Raw genomic sequence first — 14170 nt, 5'->3', positions numbered from 1 at the left:
TTGCTACATTCCGAAAAGCTTTCTTCAAATTTATGCTTAAATGGAGTACGTGGATCTGGACTTAAAATGTGTTCTTGAGTTAAAGCACCATACCGATTAACTCGATTAGGGTCCTGTGGAAGAACCCGTTATCAAAATATTATATTGAAAGAACCATTACCTTTCATTAATAAAATTGCTTAGAGTATCTTTTCGTTCCGTTGCTTGTTACACCCCAAATTCTGCTATACTACCATTCATTGAATTGATCAAAATTGACCCTTCTAAACGTATGAAAAAGATTTCAAAGATACTAACAATTCCGTTTGTTGTCCTTGATTTCTTCATAGAATCGATTGCATCGTTATTTACTAAGTCCACTTATAAATCTTTATCATACAGTGAAACGGAAGAAAGGATTATGAATTGGGTAAATTTACATTCTAGTAAAATACAATCAATACAAAAAAAACAATACCAGGTAAAAACCGATTATCTTGTTGATTGCACCGAAATTAGAATTTTTCCAAAAAACTCGAAATCTCTGCCACTTTGTTTTTTCATTGGAGGAGTGTATGAACTTGATATTCAATTTGGTCCTGATGGGGAAGATTATCATATAATATATAGAGACTATGACTTTAACATTGATACTAGTACATTGGATGCAATACTAACTTCATATTTGAATGGTGATTATTTTATAAAAGATTATAAATTTTATATTAAAAATTTAAATAATGAATTAATTGAAGGAGAAGGATTTATAACCAGTCAGAAAAGACTCGATTTTCCACCATTATAGGAATATTTCCGACTATGATTTAGGATATCAAAATGGAAGATAAAAGTGCAGTACATCCAATTGAAATATTCCAAATACGGCTAAATAAAAATTGTTGGATTAAATAACCCCTACCTCCATCTCGCAACAAGAGATAACACACGTAAGGTTGCCCGCAGTGATATTCGCCATTTTGGAGGCATAGGGTGAAAAATTACCTGCAACTCCTGAAGTCGTCATGCATATATTGTCTTGCGTGGTTCCGGGTTAAAGGTAGCATCTGAAGGTGACCTGCGAATCGAAAAATAATCTATGGAATGGTTTTATGATATTTCCATGATCACTTCATTTTTAGAGACATTTACGATTTCACTATATTTCCTTTTTTGCTCCCAATATTATCGAAACAGAAAATAAATTCAAAAAGAGAAAGCTATATCTTAGATCACAGTTTTCTCAAAGCGAATATGCCTGAATTTTTCAGGTATAGTATCCTTTAGTAAAGAGTCAATTTGAGCAGCAAAAGGTTCATATACGGATGGGCGTCGAGGAAAAATTCTGTCGTTTATCCAATAATCTGGCCATCCTTCTGTAGTTTCAATGCAATCTCTAGCAAAATTTGTAATATTAAATTTTTTTTCAACTTGAATACAGCCACGTAGAAAAATATCAACATAGGATTGGACAATTGGGAAATTATTGCTAGGAAGTTGATTTTCCGTTGAGGCTATGGTGTATATCCAAACTTGCTTTTGAGTTGAAAAGTTGGAAGATCCAGAAAGTGGTATCAAATTGTCCGGATCAATTTGTTTTCTACAATAAAAGCTCTCTCTTTTATCATAGCTTCTGATATTTTCCGGCTCACTCAATTTGTAACTTACACCAATAAAAGATGAGCTTTTACTTTCAATGGCAGATAAAAACGTGGCATTAACTCCAGGTAAATTACCATGTCCTGCCCAAATTCTTTTATATCCTTTTACCAAAATAGGAACACTCTCTTCAGCAGATGGATCAGTTCTTTTTTTAGATGTCTCATCAATTAAACTTCCATAGCCAACAATATATTGTGAAAGATTAGGGTTGATTTCTGGGTAACAATCAAAAGCAAAAGAAGGGAGGGAGAATGAAAATAAAATAATTAACTTAAATTTCTTCATACAACTTACTTTCTATTGATTTAGGGCTCAAGGCAAAAAACTATTTTCGTTATTACTTTTTGCATCAGCAGTTATATTTTTATAATTTATGATATACAAACTCATTCAGTTCGCCCCCTGTATCCTAACAAAAATTGGAGGAATTTCACACAAGTCTTTATTTACTGGCGTCCCGCAGAGAAGTGAACCTCCGACCTGCCTCTTAGGAGGGGGAGTTAATAATTATCTCAGATATTTCCATCTATTTCTATCGCCAGAAGCTTAGGGATATGCGGCCATTTTATTTGGAGTATGAAGATCATTCAAATCTGCGACAACTCGTCGCAGAAATTCCATGGGGACAAAATTTGCTCATTATGAATAAAGTCAAAGATAATGATGAGCGCCATTAAATTAGCTTACCGGGACTAAAGAACAAGCATGGACGCGTGATACATTAAGTGCATAAATTAATTCAAACGCAAAAATAACAAGAGAAGAAGGATGTATGCAAAACATTGAGGAATTAATCCAGTCTCATTTGTAGAAGCTTATTCATAGAAGGAAAATTTATAAAACATTTGCATAAAAAAGTTCAACACTAAGTAAGTATACTGACGGTACATATAAAATTTTTTATGAAAAGTGATAATAGAAGCAGGGAAGAAATTATGGCTGAAGAGCTTAATTAAATTCATATAGGAGGATCAGCATACGCTCCCTGGCGGCTTAGGGGTCGTGTTTTAAGGATGAGTTTAAGCTATTATCCCCTTGAGCTTCACAAGATACCTTTGTTTTAAATTCGTGTATTCGCTCGCGAGCCTTTAGTAATTGCTCCTCTGGTGGCTGTAATGCTATTGGCCCTGAAGCGCCACGTGCCTTTTCTTTAGATAGGTTTCTCGCGCAAAAAAATGGAAGCGCCTGGTCAGTAATACTATGGAGAGTTGATAATTCATTGTGCCCACTTGGAAGTGTGACTAATTTGACATTATATCCCTTATGCCGTAATTCTTCAGCGAGTCTTTTATTTGCTTGAAGCCGAGTTTCATCGGTTACATGATATATTCCTTGGTTTTTAGGAGTTTGACTTAATGTTTCTAATAGACCCACAGTCATAAAGATATTCAAGTCTTTATTATTTTTCTCTAAAGAAGGGTAAAGGGATTTTACAGCTGTATTAAACGCACCGGAAAGACAAATCACATTTCCTATATTTTCGGGGTGAGTTAATCCAGACTCTAGAGCAAAATGACCACCTAAGCTAAATCCAGCTAAAATAGTATCTTCTGGCTTTTGGCTTAAGTGAAGTGATGGGTCATGTTGAGGGTTTCTATGGTTGGTGCAATGACGGCTTCATAAAACGCATCACTATGTTCTAAAAACTCATATTGCCGGTGCTCAGCGTCATCGTTTGTTTCGTTTTCTACTAAATTAATAGGATGATAGTTAACCGAACCCTCTCTAACATTGCCCACAAAAGCAACCACTGTATTTCTTAATATAGGATTTATTACCTGCTGTTGGTCTAAATGAGGTTTCATTATCATGGCGTAGGTGCCGCCATCTGTAATAACCATTAATTTATAGGGCTCTTTTCGTTTAACGTTGAAGTCTGGTGGTGTGTAAATCCATAGTCTACGTTCACCAAAGCCTTGCTTTTTATCCTCAATATCTTGAGGATAAAGGTTGCCTTGCTCCTTAACAATATTACCTTTATACCAGTTTAGGTCTCTATTTGCATTTGGAAGTGCTAGTACTGACGAATTGCGTATATCAAGAAAGGTTTCACCATTACCTAAATTGCAAAGGGGTAAATGAAATGTATTCTTATTTAGCATGTCTTGAACATCCTGCTTATTTACCGTGAATCCATAAGGAACTATAACTTCTCCAGGCATGTTTTCAATGGTAAACAGATAAATATCTGTATCTGGGATCCTATCAAATAATCTTACCTTTCCATCCTTATCAAGTTTGTGCTCATTCAAATCATTACAATCGAGTTCTACTATTACCTCTTCTTTGGAACGATAGAGAAAGGTTACGGTATAATCTCCAGATTCATTTTTTTCAATAAGTGGTGAGCCTTTACCGTTTTCAATACGATGCCAAAATTCCTCAAGCACTTTTTCTCTTTCGCTCATATGGAGAGAAGCTATTTTTTTTTGTAGATCTATAATTAACACACTTTTAGATAGATTGATGGAGGGAGTTATACCGTCAGATTCTTCTCGATTTCGCATAGATACTGCCTAGACTTTTGTTATTTGTAAATAAACATAATTATAGCAAAGACGTAGGACACTGGACTTATTTAGGAAATAAATAATTGAGTTCAATTTCTATGCCACAGAAACCCTAGGTTAGGGTAGTGATCCCGTTTGTGGCAAAATTTGCGCTTTCAGGCCATATGCAGTGTTGGGTATAACGGTCTCTTTCCATCGCCATTTCTTGTAAACTCCCATAGCTCGAGTAGGTTGCTCGTCTAGGTTTTTTGTTGCTCCTGATAAACTATTAGACAAGTCTCTGAAATGAGAGAGTTTTCAAATTTTATTTCAGAAACAACGTTATATTAGGATCCAGAATGCGGATAAAGTAAATCATTTATATTCGCGCTCATTCTTTACCAGGGTTTTTTAAAAGGAGATGGGTTAAAGATTACTTCTTCTTCATTTTCAGTCTCTTTGGGCTCTAGATCCTTATTATATCCAATTTCTTCTTGTTTACATGATTTCACTTTAATAGAAGGTTTGAGTTCCATTGAAAGTGGATTGGGAGCAAAATTCTGTTCTTTTGTATCTTTTTCCTTATCTAGTGCTTTTGGACTGTGTATTGGCACTAAATTATTTGCTAACCGCTGAATAAATGCATCGTATAAAGCTATTGTGGGCATAGTAATACGAAGAGAGAGTATGTTTCCTTTCTCATCTTCCATCAATTCTAGACAATCCTCCGAAAGATTATTTTCCACTTTAAACTCATTAAATTCCTTTAGAATCGCTTTCATGAATTTTTTTAATTCTTCTCTTTGCTCCTCAGTTAATTCATCAGGATCGCAAAGTAATTTAATAGTAAGAGTCATTGATTCACGATCACTATCAACCAACAATTTCCCGTCAGCAATTAGTTTTTCAATTATTTCTGGATCAAAAGTAGACTCTAAATCAAGCTTTTCACTATCTCCTATTGAAGCAAACTCGCCAATCAATTCATCGGTGGTCTCAACTGCTTTTCCAGATTTATCCTGCGATTTATCTTGCCCAGAACTTGCTTTTTCCTCTGAGGTTTGACCAGAGCCACCACCACCTCCACCGCCGCCTCCTCCTCCATGTCCAAAACATTTGGGGTTTGGAGCGGTTTCTTTAAAACAAATTTTGCAACGCTGTTTTGCAGCTTCCGCAGTAGACTCTTTTTTTTCTGCTTCTTTTATTTTTTCTTTTTCTTTGTTTAAAAGTTGTAACGTGATTGAAGCCGAAGAGGTTTGTTTTTCTCCTGAGGTAGTTGAAGGCACAGACGAATTTTTTTCTTTCTCTTTGTCGTTTTTCATGAAGATCACCAATTCAAATTTATAAATAATACAATAATTATACATAGATATAAAATTATATACAAAAATTGGTCACGCAGTATGTATTTATAGTCTTCTTAGAGATAAATTTAATAATTAGATGGTAATTGTTGATGGTGCGAAACAATTGAGCATAAATTTCTAACTTAAGTTTAAGAAAAAATATCTCAAAGGTAATGAGATGAAATTAATTAGCTCGATGAGAGTGATTGTTTAATCTTATTCACAGGCAGTTAAGAATAACGAAGAAAAGATTAATGTCCTATAACTAATACTGCCGAGCGGAACAGTAGCATGCTGGTTATCTGGTGGGTTTCAATATATTGAATAACATCCTCAATACCTTAATTCCTGTATAGCGTTTGATTACAGGATTATTGGTTACCTCTCTAAGTTATGCCCAATCTCCAGGCTCTTTTTCACATTGTGCTTTGCATCAGCATTTATAGTTTCATAATTTACGCTATGTAACATCCTCAGTTTGCACCCTGTAACCTAACAGAGATTGGAGGAGCTTCACGCAAAGTCTTTATTTGTTGGCGTCCCGGAGAGGATTTGAACCTCCGACCTGCCCCTTAGGAGGGGGCTGCGCTATCCAGCTGTGCCACCGGGACTCTAACGCGTAAGTCTACCGTCATCATGAAAAAATAACAACGTTACATTGCCGCAAATGTGATTTTTCATTCTAGATTTAATCATTAATAATGAGTTAATTATGAGCATTTTGCAGGCTAAATGTGGTATACTCCATCGACTTTTTATTTGAGCATGCATGATGGACACTTCAGATTTAAAATATCCATTTCATTCAGCCTGGGATTTTTTGTGGCAGGTCATTAAGCCTTATCGTTGGTGGTATGTCTTAATGTTTCAGGCTCCGGTGCTCACCGCCTTTTATATTTTTGCTAACAACTATTCTTTTAAACTTCTTGTGGATGCGTTTTCAAGTGAAACTATTGCTTCCTATCATCAATTGTTAGTTCCTATTGTCCTATTTATTACAGCGCAAATTATATTGGATGTTGTTTGGCGAATTAGTGATTTTGCGGAATGGAAAGCGGAACCCTATGCTCGGCAGCGATTATTGTCGTCCGCTTACGATTATGTTCAACATCATTCTTATAATTATTTTCAAAATACGCCTAGTGGAACGGTAATTAGTAAACTTAAAGGGCTTTTGGATGGATATGATAGTGTTTTTGCTAATCTCCATCATATTGTCGGAAAACATTTTTGTGTGGTTGTTGTTTCTGTTTTTGTTTTATTGGTCGTCAATTTTAGTGTTTTTTGTTTTATGTTGACCTGGTGTGTGTTAGTTATGGTAATAATGCTACCTATGGCGCTTAAACTAAATCAGCTGTCTAATAATATGGCTGAAAGTAAACATCAGATTATAGGGTCTTTCTCTGATAACATTACTAATATTTTTTCTTTGTTTTATTTTTCGAAACGGCGAGCGGAACATCGACGGGTTAATGAGTTGATGTCGGCTGATTTTGTTCCACGGCAAATTGAACTTTATCAGTATGATTTTAAATTTAATATAGTCGGCTCAGTACTGTATTGGTTCATGCTGATTGCTGTTTTTATCTTTATGATTTACCTACGTATTCATGGGGAGATTTCTACTGGCGATTTTTTATTTGTTATGCTCACGGCCATTACCATTTCTTTTGATTTATGGACGCTTATGAGTAGTCTTTGTACTTTTTTAAAAGAAATAGGAGATTTTAAATCCTCTTTTGGTATTTTGGCGATGCCTCATGATGAAGTAGATGCATTCCACGCAGAGGACTATCAGATAAATCAAGGTAAAATTGAGTTTAAACAACTTTCCTTTGCATACCGCGAGGGAGCTCCTTGGGTATTTAAAGATCTTAATTTATTCATCAAACCTGGAGAGAAGATTGGTTTGGTAGGGCATTCAGGTGCAGGAAAATCAACATTAATTTCTTTATTGCTGAAGAACTTCAGACCTACATCGGGGCAAATTTTGATTGATGATAAACCGATTTCGGAGATAACCTCCGATTCTTTGCGTCAACAAGTTGCGCTAATTCCTCAAGATATTATGCTCTTTCACCGCTCTATCGGTGAAAATATTGGTTATGCAAAAGAGAATGCAACGCAAGCCGAAATAAAAAAGGCCGCAGTCATGGCTAATATTGATGAGTTCATTGAATCATTACCTGAGAAATATGATACCTTAGTGGGTGAACGGGGAGTGAAGCTTTCAGGCGGGCAGCGTCAACGCATTGCAATTGCACGCGCATTTTTAAAAAATGCATCCATTGTTGTACTTGATGAGGCGACCTCAAGTTTAGATACTCTTTCAGAACAAGAAATCCAACAATCGATTAATGCTATGTTGGAACAAAACAATGCGACAGTGATCGCTATTGCTCATCGTCTCTCTACCATTCGTCATATGGATCGAATTGTGGTGATGGAGGGGGGCGTAATTATCGAAGATGGTACTTTTAACGAACTGATAAATAATAAAGAAAGCTACTTTAAAATGCTTTGGGATAGTCAAGTTAATGGGATGGTTTTATAAAATGAAAAAATGTTTGGTTTTTTTTATTGCTCTTCTTGCAATTAATTCTATGGTTTTTGCAAATAATAACTGCTTTATAGCTAAAGAGAACGGTGTCACGCTAAAGCAAGAAGGCCAATGTGCTCAGCGCCATGCACCTTGTTCAACTTTTAAAATTGCTATCAGTTTAATGGGGTTTGATAAGGGGATATTAACCGATAAAACTCATCCTGAATGGCCATTCCAACAAGGATACAATGATTGGCTAGATGTCTGGAAACAACCGCATAATCCAACTACTTGGATACAACACAGTTGCGTTTGGTATAGTCAGCTTATTACTCAAAAATTAGGAATGGAACAATTTAAGCATTATGTTCAAGTACTAAATTATGGGAATCAGGATGTTTCTGGTGATAAAGGCATGAACAATGGCTTAGTTCGCGCGTGGCTTTCAAGTTCATTACAAATTTCACCCCAGGAGCAAGTCGAGTTTTTATCTGGTTTAACTCAAGATAAGCTCCCGGTAAGCCACTTTTCGATGCAAATGACTCGTGATTTACTATTTATTGAGAATTTACCTGGAGGTTGGAAGCTGTACGGTAAAACAGGATCGGGCAATCCGTTTAAGAAAGATGGTTCACGAAATATGGACAAGCAGCTTGGATGGTTTGTTGGGTGGATAGAGCGTGATGCACATACTATCTTGTTTGCTCAATATATTGAAGGTGATGCTACACCTGATTATTCAACGGGAAAACGTGCGAAAGAAATTGCGAAGCAAAAATTAATTTCTTTGACTCAAGTAAAAAAAGTTTAGAGGTCCTAAATAAATTGTAGCCTGGTACCGAATAGTGAAAACGTAAATTTAAAACTATTGTTTTCGAGTTCTCCTATGGTGCATCCAGGCTGCCATAGAGTAAGCGAGGTTTTTTGTCGTTTACTCTGCTAACAATATATATCACTTCCACTTGGAGTACCGGCATGGAAACGATATCCATGATAAGTATAATAATCACCTTCAGGGACTGACGTTCCTTCAACAGTAGTATAAGTGTGTGCTTTCTCATCTATAATGAACACTTTTCCAAGTTTTAGTTTCCGTGATAATTACATTATCAGCTAAAGAGACCGTAGTGACCGTTAGCAATAAAACGGTTAATAACTTCTTCATTGGGACTCATTGATCCCTAGGATACATTCTTTTTGAAAAAACATACATGATTAATTGCAGACCATATTGAGCAAAATATAATTTTCTAGTTTTAGAGTATCAAATAAAAAGATATCCAGATCAGCTACTTAAGTGGTTTAGTCTTCCCTCTTCTGAGGGAAGAACCCCTTAAAAATGTCCATGCGTATTACTGGCACCATGTCCATGCGTATGACTAGTATCATGTCCATGTGTGTGACTAGTATTATGTCCATGAACTGTTCCGTTAGTGGAATGGCCATGTGAGTTGCTGCTTGAATATACCGTGCTGGTACCGTAATCAGAATAGGAAAACCCATTATAAACAGAAGATGGAGAGTAAAAACCATAACTACTGTACCCTGGAGTAGTACTTACTGTAGTATAAGAATCATTATTACACCCACATAAAAGCGGTAATACAAGCATGAGTCCAATTGCAAAAAGGGCAATGGGTAGTACTGGGGTGAAAATTAAAGCTGACGCGAGTAATGTTTTTGATACTACTGCAGTTGCTGCTATTGCAGCGGAGTTTAGAGAGACTATAGCTATAATTCCTGCGGTGGCTATGGCTGCAGCAGTTATTGCTGCCATACATTTGAGTAAAAAACTATAATTTGTATCCTCTTCCTGTTGTGTAGTCTTCTTGGTCATTTGTCACCTCATGTGTTGTACCAAATAAATTTGGATGAAATCAATTTCATTAAGCAATGTCGAAATTAAATTTTCGAACGCTTTAAGATTCTACTATAGGGAAGAGAAATGTCATCTTTATTTTTTTCTTATTAAAAAGAATAAGTTTTTATAAAGTTTTCTGAGTAAAAAATCAGTGAGTGAATTAATATATCTGGGTGGGGTTCAACCCAACCAGATATAGGGGATTTTTTTATTAAAAGTATCTCTATTCGTCATCCCAGCTTAAAGTACCGCCGGCTTGATATTCAATCACGCGAGTTTCAAAGAAGTTCTTTTCTTTTTTCAAGTCCATCATTTCACTCATCCAAGGGAATGGATTGGTAGCGCCGGGATATTGTTCGGGCAAGCCAATTTGGTTTAAACGACGGTTAGCAATAAAGTGCAAATATTCTTCAAACATTTCAGCGTTCATCCCTAGTATACCTTGGGGCATGGTGTCCTTGGCATATTGATATTCCAATGCAACACCTTCGTGAATTAGTTGAATCATTTCTTCTTTAAATTCAGGCGTCCACAAATGTGGGTTCTCAATTTTAATTTGGTTAATGACATCAATACCAAAATTCATATGCATGGACTCATCACGCAGAATGTATTGGAATTGTTCTGAAGTTCCAACCATTTTATTGCGACGACCCATGGAGAGAATTTGTGTAAATCCAACATAGAAAAAGATCCCTTCAAAGATGACATAGAAGGCAATTAAGTCGCGTAATAAACGCTGATCATTTGCTACAGTTCCTGTGTGGAATGTTTCGTCCCCCAAACTTTGAGTAAAGGGTAGTGCCCAGGCCGCTTTAGTCGCTACGGATGGAATTTCACGATACATATTAAAGACTTCTGCTTCATCCAGGCCTAAGCTCTCAATGACGTATTGATACGCATGAGTATGTAGTGCCTCTTCAAAGGCCTGACGTAACAAGTACTGTCTGCACTCCGGATTCGTAATATGTCTGTAAACAGCGAGTACTAGATTATTGGCAACTAATGAGTCTGCTGTTGAAAAAAATCCTAGGTTACGTTTAATAATTAAACGTTCCGCTTCGGTAAGCCCGTTAGGATCTTTCCAGAGCGCTACGTCAGCGCTCATATTAATTTCATTAGGCATCCAGTGGTTGGCACAAGCAGTTAAATACTTGTCCCATGCCCATTTATATTTAAAGGGAACGAGCTGATTTAGGTCTGCCCGGCAATTAATGATGCGTTTATCATCAACATGAATTCGCGCCGCCCCCATTTCGAGCGGTTCATATCCAGTGGCACCAGTATGAATTGTATCTTGTTGTTGTATTATGTTTTCTGACATTTAAATTCTCCTGGTTATTGGCACGCTTCACAGTCTGGATCGAGTATGGAACATACCTTAGGTTCCTCAGCTATTATTTTAACCGCATTGAGTGCACCATCAGTCACAGTAGATTTTTCCGCATTGGAGGCGCCTAAACTGCGTAAGTAATATGTGGTTTTTAGTCCACGTGTCCATGCATGCATGTAAAGTTGGTCCAATTTTTTACCTGATGGCTGAGCCATGTAGATATTCAATGATTGGGCTTGATCGATCCATTTTTGACGACGAGAAGCCGCATCAACTAACCAAAGGGGGTCAATTTCGAAAGAAGTCGCATAACGTTGTTTCAATTCAGCAGGAATACGGCTGATTGGTTGAACGCTACCATTAAAATATTTCAAATCATTGACCATCACCTCATCCCAAAGGTTCAAAGCTTTTAAATCAGCGACCAAATAGGGATTTATGACAGTGAACTCACCGGACAAATTAGATTTTACGTATAGATTTTGGTATGTGGGCTCAATGGATTGTGATACACCACAAATATTTGAAATAGTTGCTGTAGGTGCTATCGCCATCACATTGGAGTTACGCATTCCTTGAGTACGAACTTTGATGCGTAAGTTTTCCCAATCGAGACGTTGTGAACGATCTTGCTCTAAGTATTTATTGCGAGCTTGTTGCAATAGATTGATTGAGTCAATTGGCAATATACCTTTACTCCATAAGGAACCTTCGTAGCTAGAATAACTACCTCGCTCCTTTGCCAAATCACAAGATGCTTCGATTGCATAGTAGCTGATTAACTCCATAGATGAATCAGCAAAATCCACCGCTTCTTGAGAGGCATAATCAATTTTTAACTCGTATAATGCATCTTGGAAACCCATTAGCCCTAAACCAATAGGTCTGTGCTTCAAGTTGGAGTTACGTGCCTGAGGTACGGAATAATAATTAATATCGATCACGTTATCCAGCATACGAATTGCAGTTCTAACGGTACGTTTTAATTTCTCAGCATCCAATTTGCCTTTTTTGATGTGTGCGGGAAGATTAATACTACCCAGATTACAGACGGCAATTTCTTCTTCTGAAGTATTGAGTGTAATTTCAGTGCACAGGTTAGAACTATGAACTACACCAGCATGTTGTTGTGGTGAGCGCAAATTGCAAGGATCTTTAAAGGTCATCCAAGGATGGCCAGTTTCAAACAGCATGGACAACATCTTACGCCACAGTTTAACTGCAGATAGTGTTTTTGCATTTTTGATGAGACCTTGGCGTGCTTTTTCTTCGTACTCGCAATAGAGTGTTTCGAATGCTTTACCGTACTGATCATGTAAATTCGGTACTTCATCCGGTGAGAACAAAGTCCAATCCCCATTTTCACGTACACGTACCATGAACAAGTCTGGAATCCATAATGCAGTATTCATATCGTGTGTACGACGTCGATCATCCCCAGTATTTTTTCTTAATTCAAGAAACTCCTCTACGTCTTTATGCCAACATTCCAGGTAAGCGCAAACAGCACCTTTGCGTTTACCCCCTTGGTTTACTGCAACTGCAGTGGCATCAGCAACATTTAAGAAGGGAACTACACCTTGTGATTTTCCATTGGTACCTTTGATATGTGAACCCATCGCACGTACTGGTGTCCAGTCATTACCCAAACCGCCAGCATATTTTGAAAGCAGGGCATTATCTTTAATTGCACTGTAAATCCCATCTAAATGATCTGGAACAGTAGTCAAATAGCAACTGGATAACTGAGGTCTAATAGTACCTGAGTTGAACAGGGTAGGTGTTGATGACATATAATCAAATGAAGACAGTAATTGATAAAACTCAATGGCTTTTTCATTTTTATCTTGTTCACGTAAAGCTAGTCCCATAGCAACACGCATGAAGAATGCTTGAGGCAGCTCATAACGTATTCCTTGATCATGAATGAAATACCGATCATATAAGGTTTGCAAACTTAAATAACTAAACTGCATGTCCCGCTCAGGTAACAGCGCTTTGCCGAGTTTTTCCAAATCAAAGTCAGCCATTTTTACATCTAACATTCCTTGTTTGATGCCATGAGCGATATATACTTTGAAGTAATCAGGGTAGAGTTTGCTCATTTCATCAAAAGTTGCGTCTGCTTGAATATCTAATTTATTCAATGCTTCTATACGCAAACTGTCTAATAACAAGCGAGCGCTAACATAGGTATAGTTCGGCTCTTTTTCAACTAATGTACGTGCTGCCATGATCAGTGCTTTGTGCACGTCTGCAAATTTTGCATGATTGTAAAGATTGCGCATCGCATCTTTTAGAACAGGTTCTGCTTGAACATGCTCTAAATTACGGCATGCTTCATCAACAATCGTATTCATGCGATCGGTGTCTAATGGCTTTAATTCACCATCAGGCATAGTAATTAGTAATATTTTATTATCGCTAGCCTGTTGTTTTAATTCATTTTCACGGGCTTTACGGTGTTCTTCTCGATATAATACGTAAGCGCGAGCAACTTTATAGTGACCACTGCGCATGAGTGCTAATTCGACCTGGTCTTGAATGTCTTCAATATGAACAGCACCACCACTGGGTAAGCGGCGTTTGAACACTTGTGTTATTTGCCGGGTAAGTTCTTCAATCTGTTGGTGAATACGATCTGAGGTGGAAGCTGTACCGCCTTCATCAGCAATGAATGCCTTAGTAATTGCAACTTTAATTTTCGTATCATCATAATTTACTACTTTACCGTTGCGTTTAATAGTTTTTAATAAACCAGGGGCATTAGCGGTCAATTCCAGTTGACTGGTTTGCGGCACATCATTTACCGGATCAAGAATTGCGGACATTTTTCCTCCACGCATTTTTATTATTATTTTATTATTAACAGTCAGTTAAATTTATTAACGGTTAATTGGATTATAGCACAATATATTGGGTTTGATTTGAAGCTAAATAACAAGATAATGTGTTTTTGAG

Annotated in this window: 11 protein-coding genes and 1 tRNA gene; 4 read left to right on the top strand and 8 right to left on the bottom strand. The window is 37.0% G+C overall.

The window, feature by feature from the left end:
• The first annotated feature begins 400 nt into the window (after positions 1-400).
• Positions 401-784, top strand: a complete 384-nt coding sequence (locus HBNCFIEN_RS09405) for a hypothetical protein (RefSeq protein WP_182390847.1) — start codon at positions 401-403, stop codon at positions 782-784.
• Between the two features lie 419 nt (positions 785-1203).
• Here the strand turns inward: HBNCFIEN_RS09405 and HBNCFIEN_RS09400 are convergent, their stop codons facing one another.
• Entirely contained in the window at positions 1204-1923 is a 720-nt protein-coding gene (locus HBNCFIEN_RS09400) for a gamma-glutamylcyclotransferase family protein (protein WP_182390846.1), read from the bottom strand.
• A 269-nt stretch (positions 1924-2192) separates the two neighbouring features.
• Between HBNCFIEN_RS09400 and HBNCFIEN_RS09395 the strand changes: the two genes are divergently transcribed.
• On the top strand, positions 2193-2315 hold the full coding sequence (locus HBNCFIEN_RS09395) for a DUF1016 N-terminal domain-containing protein (protein ID WP_255464178.1): 123 nt from the start codon (positions 2193-2195) through the stop codon (positions 2313-2315).
• 316 nt (positions 2316-2631) lie between these two features.
• Here HBNCFIEN_RS09395 and HBNCFIEN_RS09390 read toward each other — a convergent pair whose 3' ends face one another.
• From HBNCFIEN_RS09390 to HBNCFIEN_RS09375, 4 genes are all read right to left on the bottom strand, one after another.
• Entirely contained in the window at positions 2632-3180 is a 549-nt protein-coding gene (locus tag HBNCFIEN_RS09390; RefSeq protein ID WP_182393669.1) for an alpha/beta hydrolase-fold protein, read from the bottom strand.
• Between the two features lie 20 nt (positions 3181-3200).
• The gene (locus tag HBNCFIEN_RS09385) at positions 3201-4145 is read right to left on the bottom strand and encodes a hypothetical protein (protein ID WP_182390845.1); all 945 of its coding nucleotides are present in this window, start codon (positions 4143-4145) and stop codon (positions 3201-3203) included.
• 380 nt (positions 4146-4525) lie between these two features.
• Positions 4526-5449 carry a hypothetical protein gene (locus HBNCFIEN_RS09380; protein WP_182390844.1) on the bottom strand — a complete coding sequence of 308 codons (924 nt, stop codon included), beginning with the start codon at positions 5447-5449 and terminating at the stop codon, positions 4526-4528.
• 558 nt (positions 5450-6007) lie between these two features.
• Positions 6008-6084, bottom strand: a tRNA-Arg gene (locus HBNCFIEN_RS09375).
• A 158-nt stretch (positions 6085-6242) separates the two neighbouring features.
• Between HBNCFIEN_RS09375 and HBNCFIEN_RS09370 the strand changes: the two genes are divergently transcribed.
• Together HBNCFIEN_RS09370 and blaOXA are read left to right on the top strand one after the other, a co-directional pair.
• On the top strand, positions 6243-8027 hold the full coding sequence (locus tag HBNCFIEN_RS09370) for an ABC transporter ATP-binding protein (RefSeq protein ID WP_255464177.1): 1785 nt from the start codon (positions 6243-6245) through the stop codon (positions 8025-8027).
• A gap of 1 nt (position 8028) precedes the next feature.
• Entirely contained in the window at positions 8029-8826 is a 798-nt protein-coding gene (gene blaOXA, locus HBNCFIEN_RS09365) for a class D beta-lactamase (RefSeq protein ID WP_182390843.1), read from the top strand.
• Positions 8827-9348: 522 nt separating this feature from the next.
• Here the strand turns inward: blaOXA and HBNCFIEN_RS09355 are convergent.
• The 3 genes from HBNCFIEN_RS09355 to HBNCFIEN_RS09345 all read right to left on the bottom strand — a co-directional run bounded on the left by HBNCFIEN_RS09355 (position 9349) and on the right by HBNCFIEN_RS09345 (position 14040).
• Positions 9349-9852 carry a hypothetical protein gene (locus tag HBNCFIEN_RS09355; protein ID WP_182390842.1) on the bottom strand — a complete coding sequence of 168 codons (504 nt, stop codon included), beginning with the start codon at positions 9850-9852 and terminating at the stop codon, positions 9349-9351.
• A 247-nt stretch (positions 9853-10099) separates the two neighbouring features.
• Positions 10100-11200, bottom strand: a complete 1101-nt coding sequence (locus HBNCFIEN_RS09350) for a ribonucleotide-diphosphate reductase subunit beta (RefSeq protein ID WP_182390841.1) — start codon at positions 11198-11200, stop codon at positions 10100-10102.
• A gap of 14 nt (positions 11201-11214) precedes the next feature.
• Positions 11215-14040: a ribonucleoside-diphosphate reductase subunit alpha gene (locus HBNCFIEN_RS09345; RefSeq protein WP_182390840.1), complete on the bottom strand. Its 2826-nt coding sequence runs from the start codon at positions 14038-14040 to the stop codon at positions 11215-11217.
• Positions 14041-14170: the final 130 nt, after the last annotated feature.

The organism is Legionella sp. PC997 (assembly GCF_014109825.1).
Lineage (GTDB): Bacteria > Pseudomonadota > Gammaproteobacteria > Legionellales > Legionellaceae > Legionella.
Note: the sequence above shows the minus strand (reverse complement) of the source record. Positions and strands in the feature narration are given on the sequence as shown.

What these genes read in the sequence shown, in the direction of transcription:
- HBNCFIEN_RS09405 (WP_182390847.1), top strand. Translation starts at nt 401, where the DNA reads ATGAATTGGGTAAATTTACATTCTAGTAAAATACAATCAATACAAAAA.
- HBNCFIEN_RS09400 (WP_182390846.1), bottom strand. Translation starts at nt 1,923, where the DNA reads ATGAAGAAATTTAAGTTAATTATTTTATTTTCATTCTCCCTCCCTTCT.
- HBNCFIEN_RS09395 (WP_255464178.1), top strand. Translation starts at nt 2,193, where the DNA reads ATGCGGCCATTTTATTTGGAGTATGAAGATCATTCAAATCTGCGACAA.
- HBNCFIEN_RS09385 (WP_182390845.1), bottom strand. Translation starts at nt 4,145, where the DNA reads ATGCGAAATCGAGAAGAATCTGACGGTATAACTCCCTCCATCAATCTA.
- HBNCFIEN_RS09380 (WP_182390844.1), bottom strand. Translation starts at nt 5,449, where the DNA reads ATGAAAAACGACAAAGAGAAAGAAAAAAATTCGTCTGTGCCTTCAACT.
- HBNCFIEN_RS09370 (WP_255464177.1), top strand. Translation starts at nt 6,243, where the DNA reads ATGATGGACACTTCAGATTTAAAATATCCATTTCATTCAGCCTGGGAT.
- blaOXA (WP_182390843.1), top strand. Translation starts at nt 8,029, where the DNA reads ATGAAAAAATGTTTGGTTTTTTTTATTGCTCTTCTTGCAATTAATTCT.
- HBNCFIEN_RS09355 (WP_182390842.1), bottom strand. Translation starts at nt 9,852, where the DNA reads ATGACCAAGAAGACTACACAACAGGAAGAGGATACAAATTATAGTTTT.
- HBNCFIEN_RS09350 (WP_182390841.1), bottom strand. Translation starts at nt 11,200, where the DNA reads ATGTCAGAAAACATAATACAACAACAAGATACAATTCATACTGGTGCC.
- HBNCFIEN_RS09345 (WP_182390840.1), bottom strand. Translation starts at nt 14,040, where the DNA reads ATGTCCGCAATTCTTGATCCGGTAAATGATGTGCCGCAAACCAGTCAA.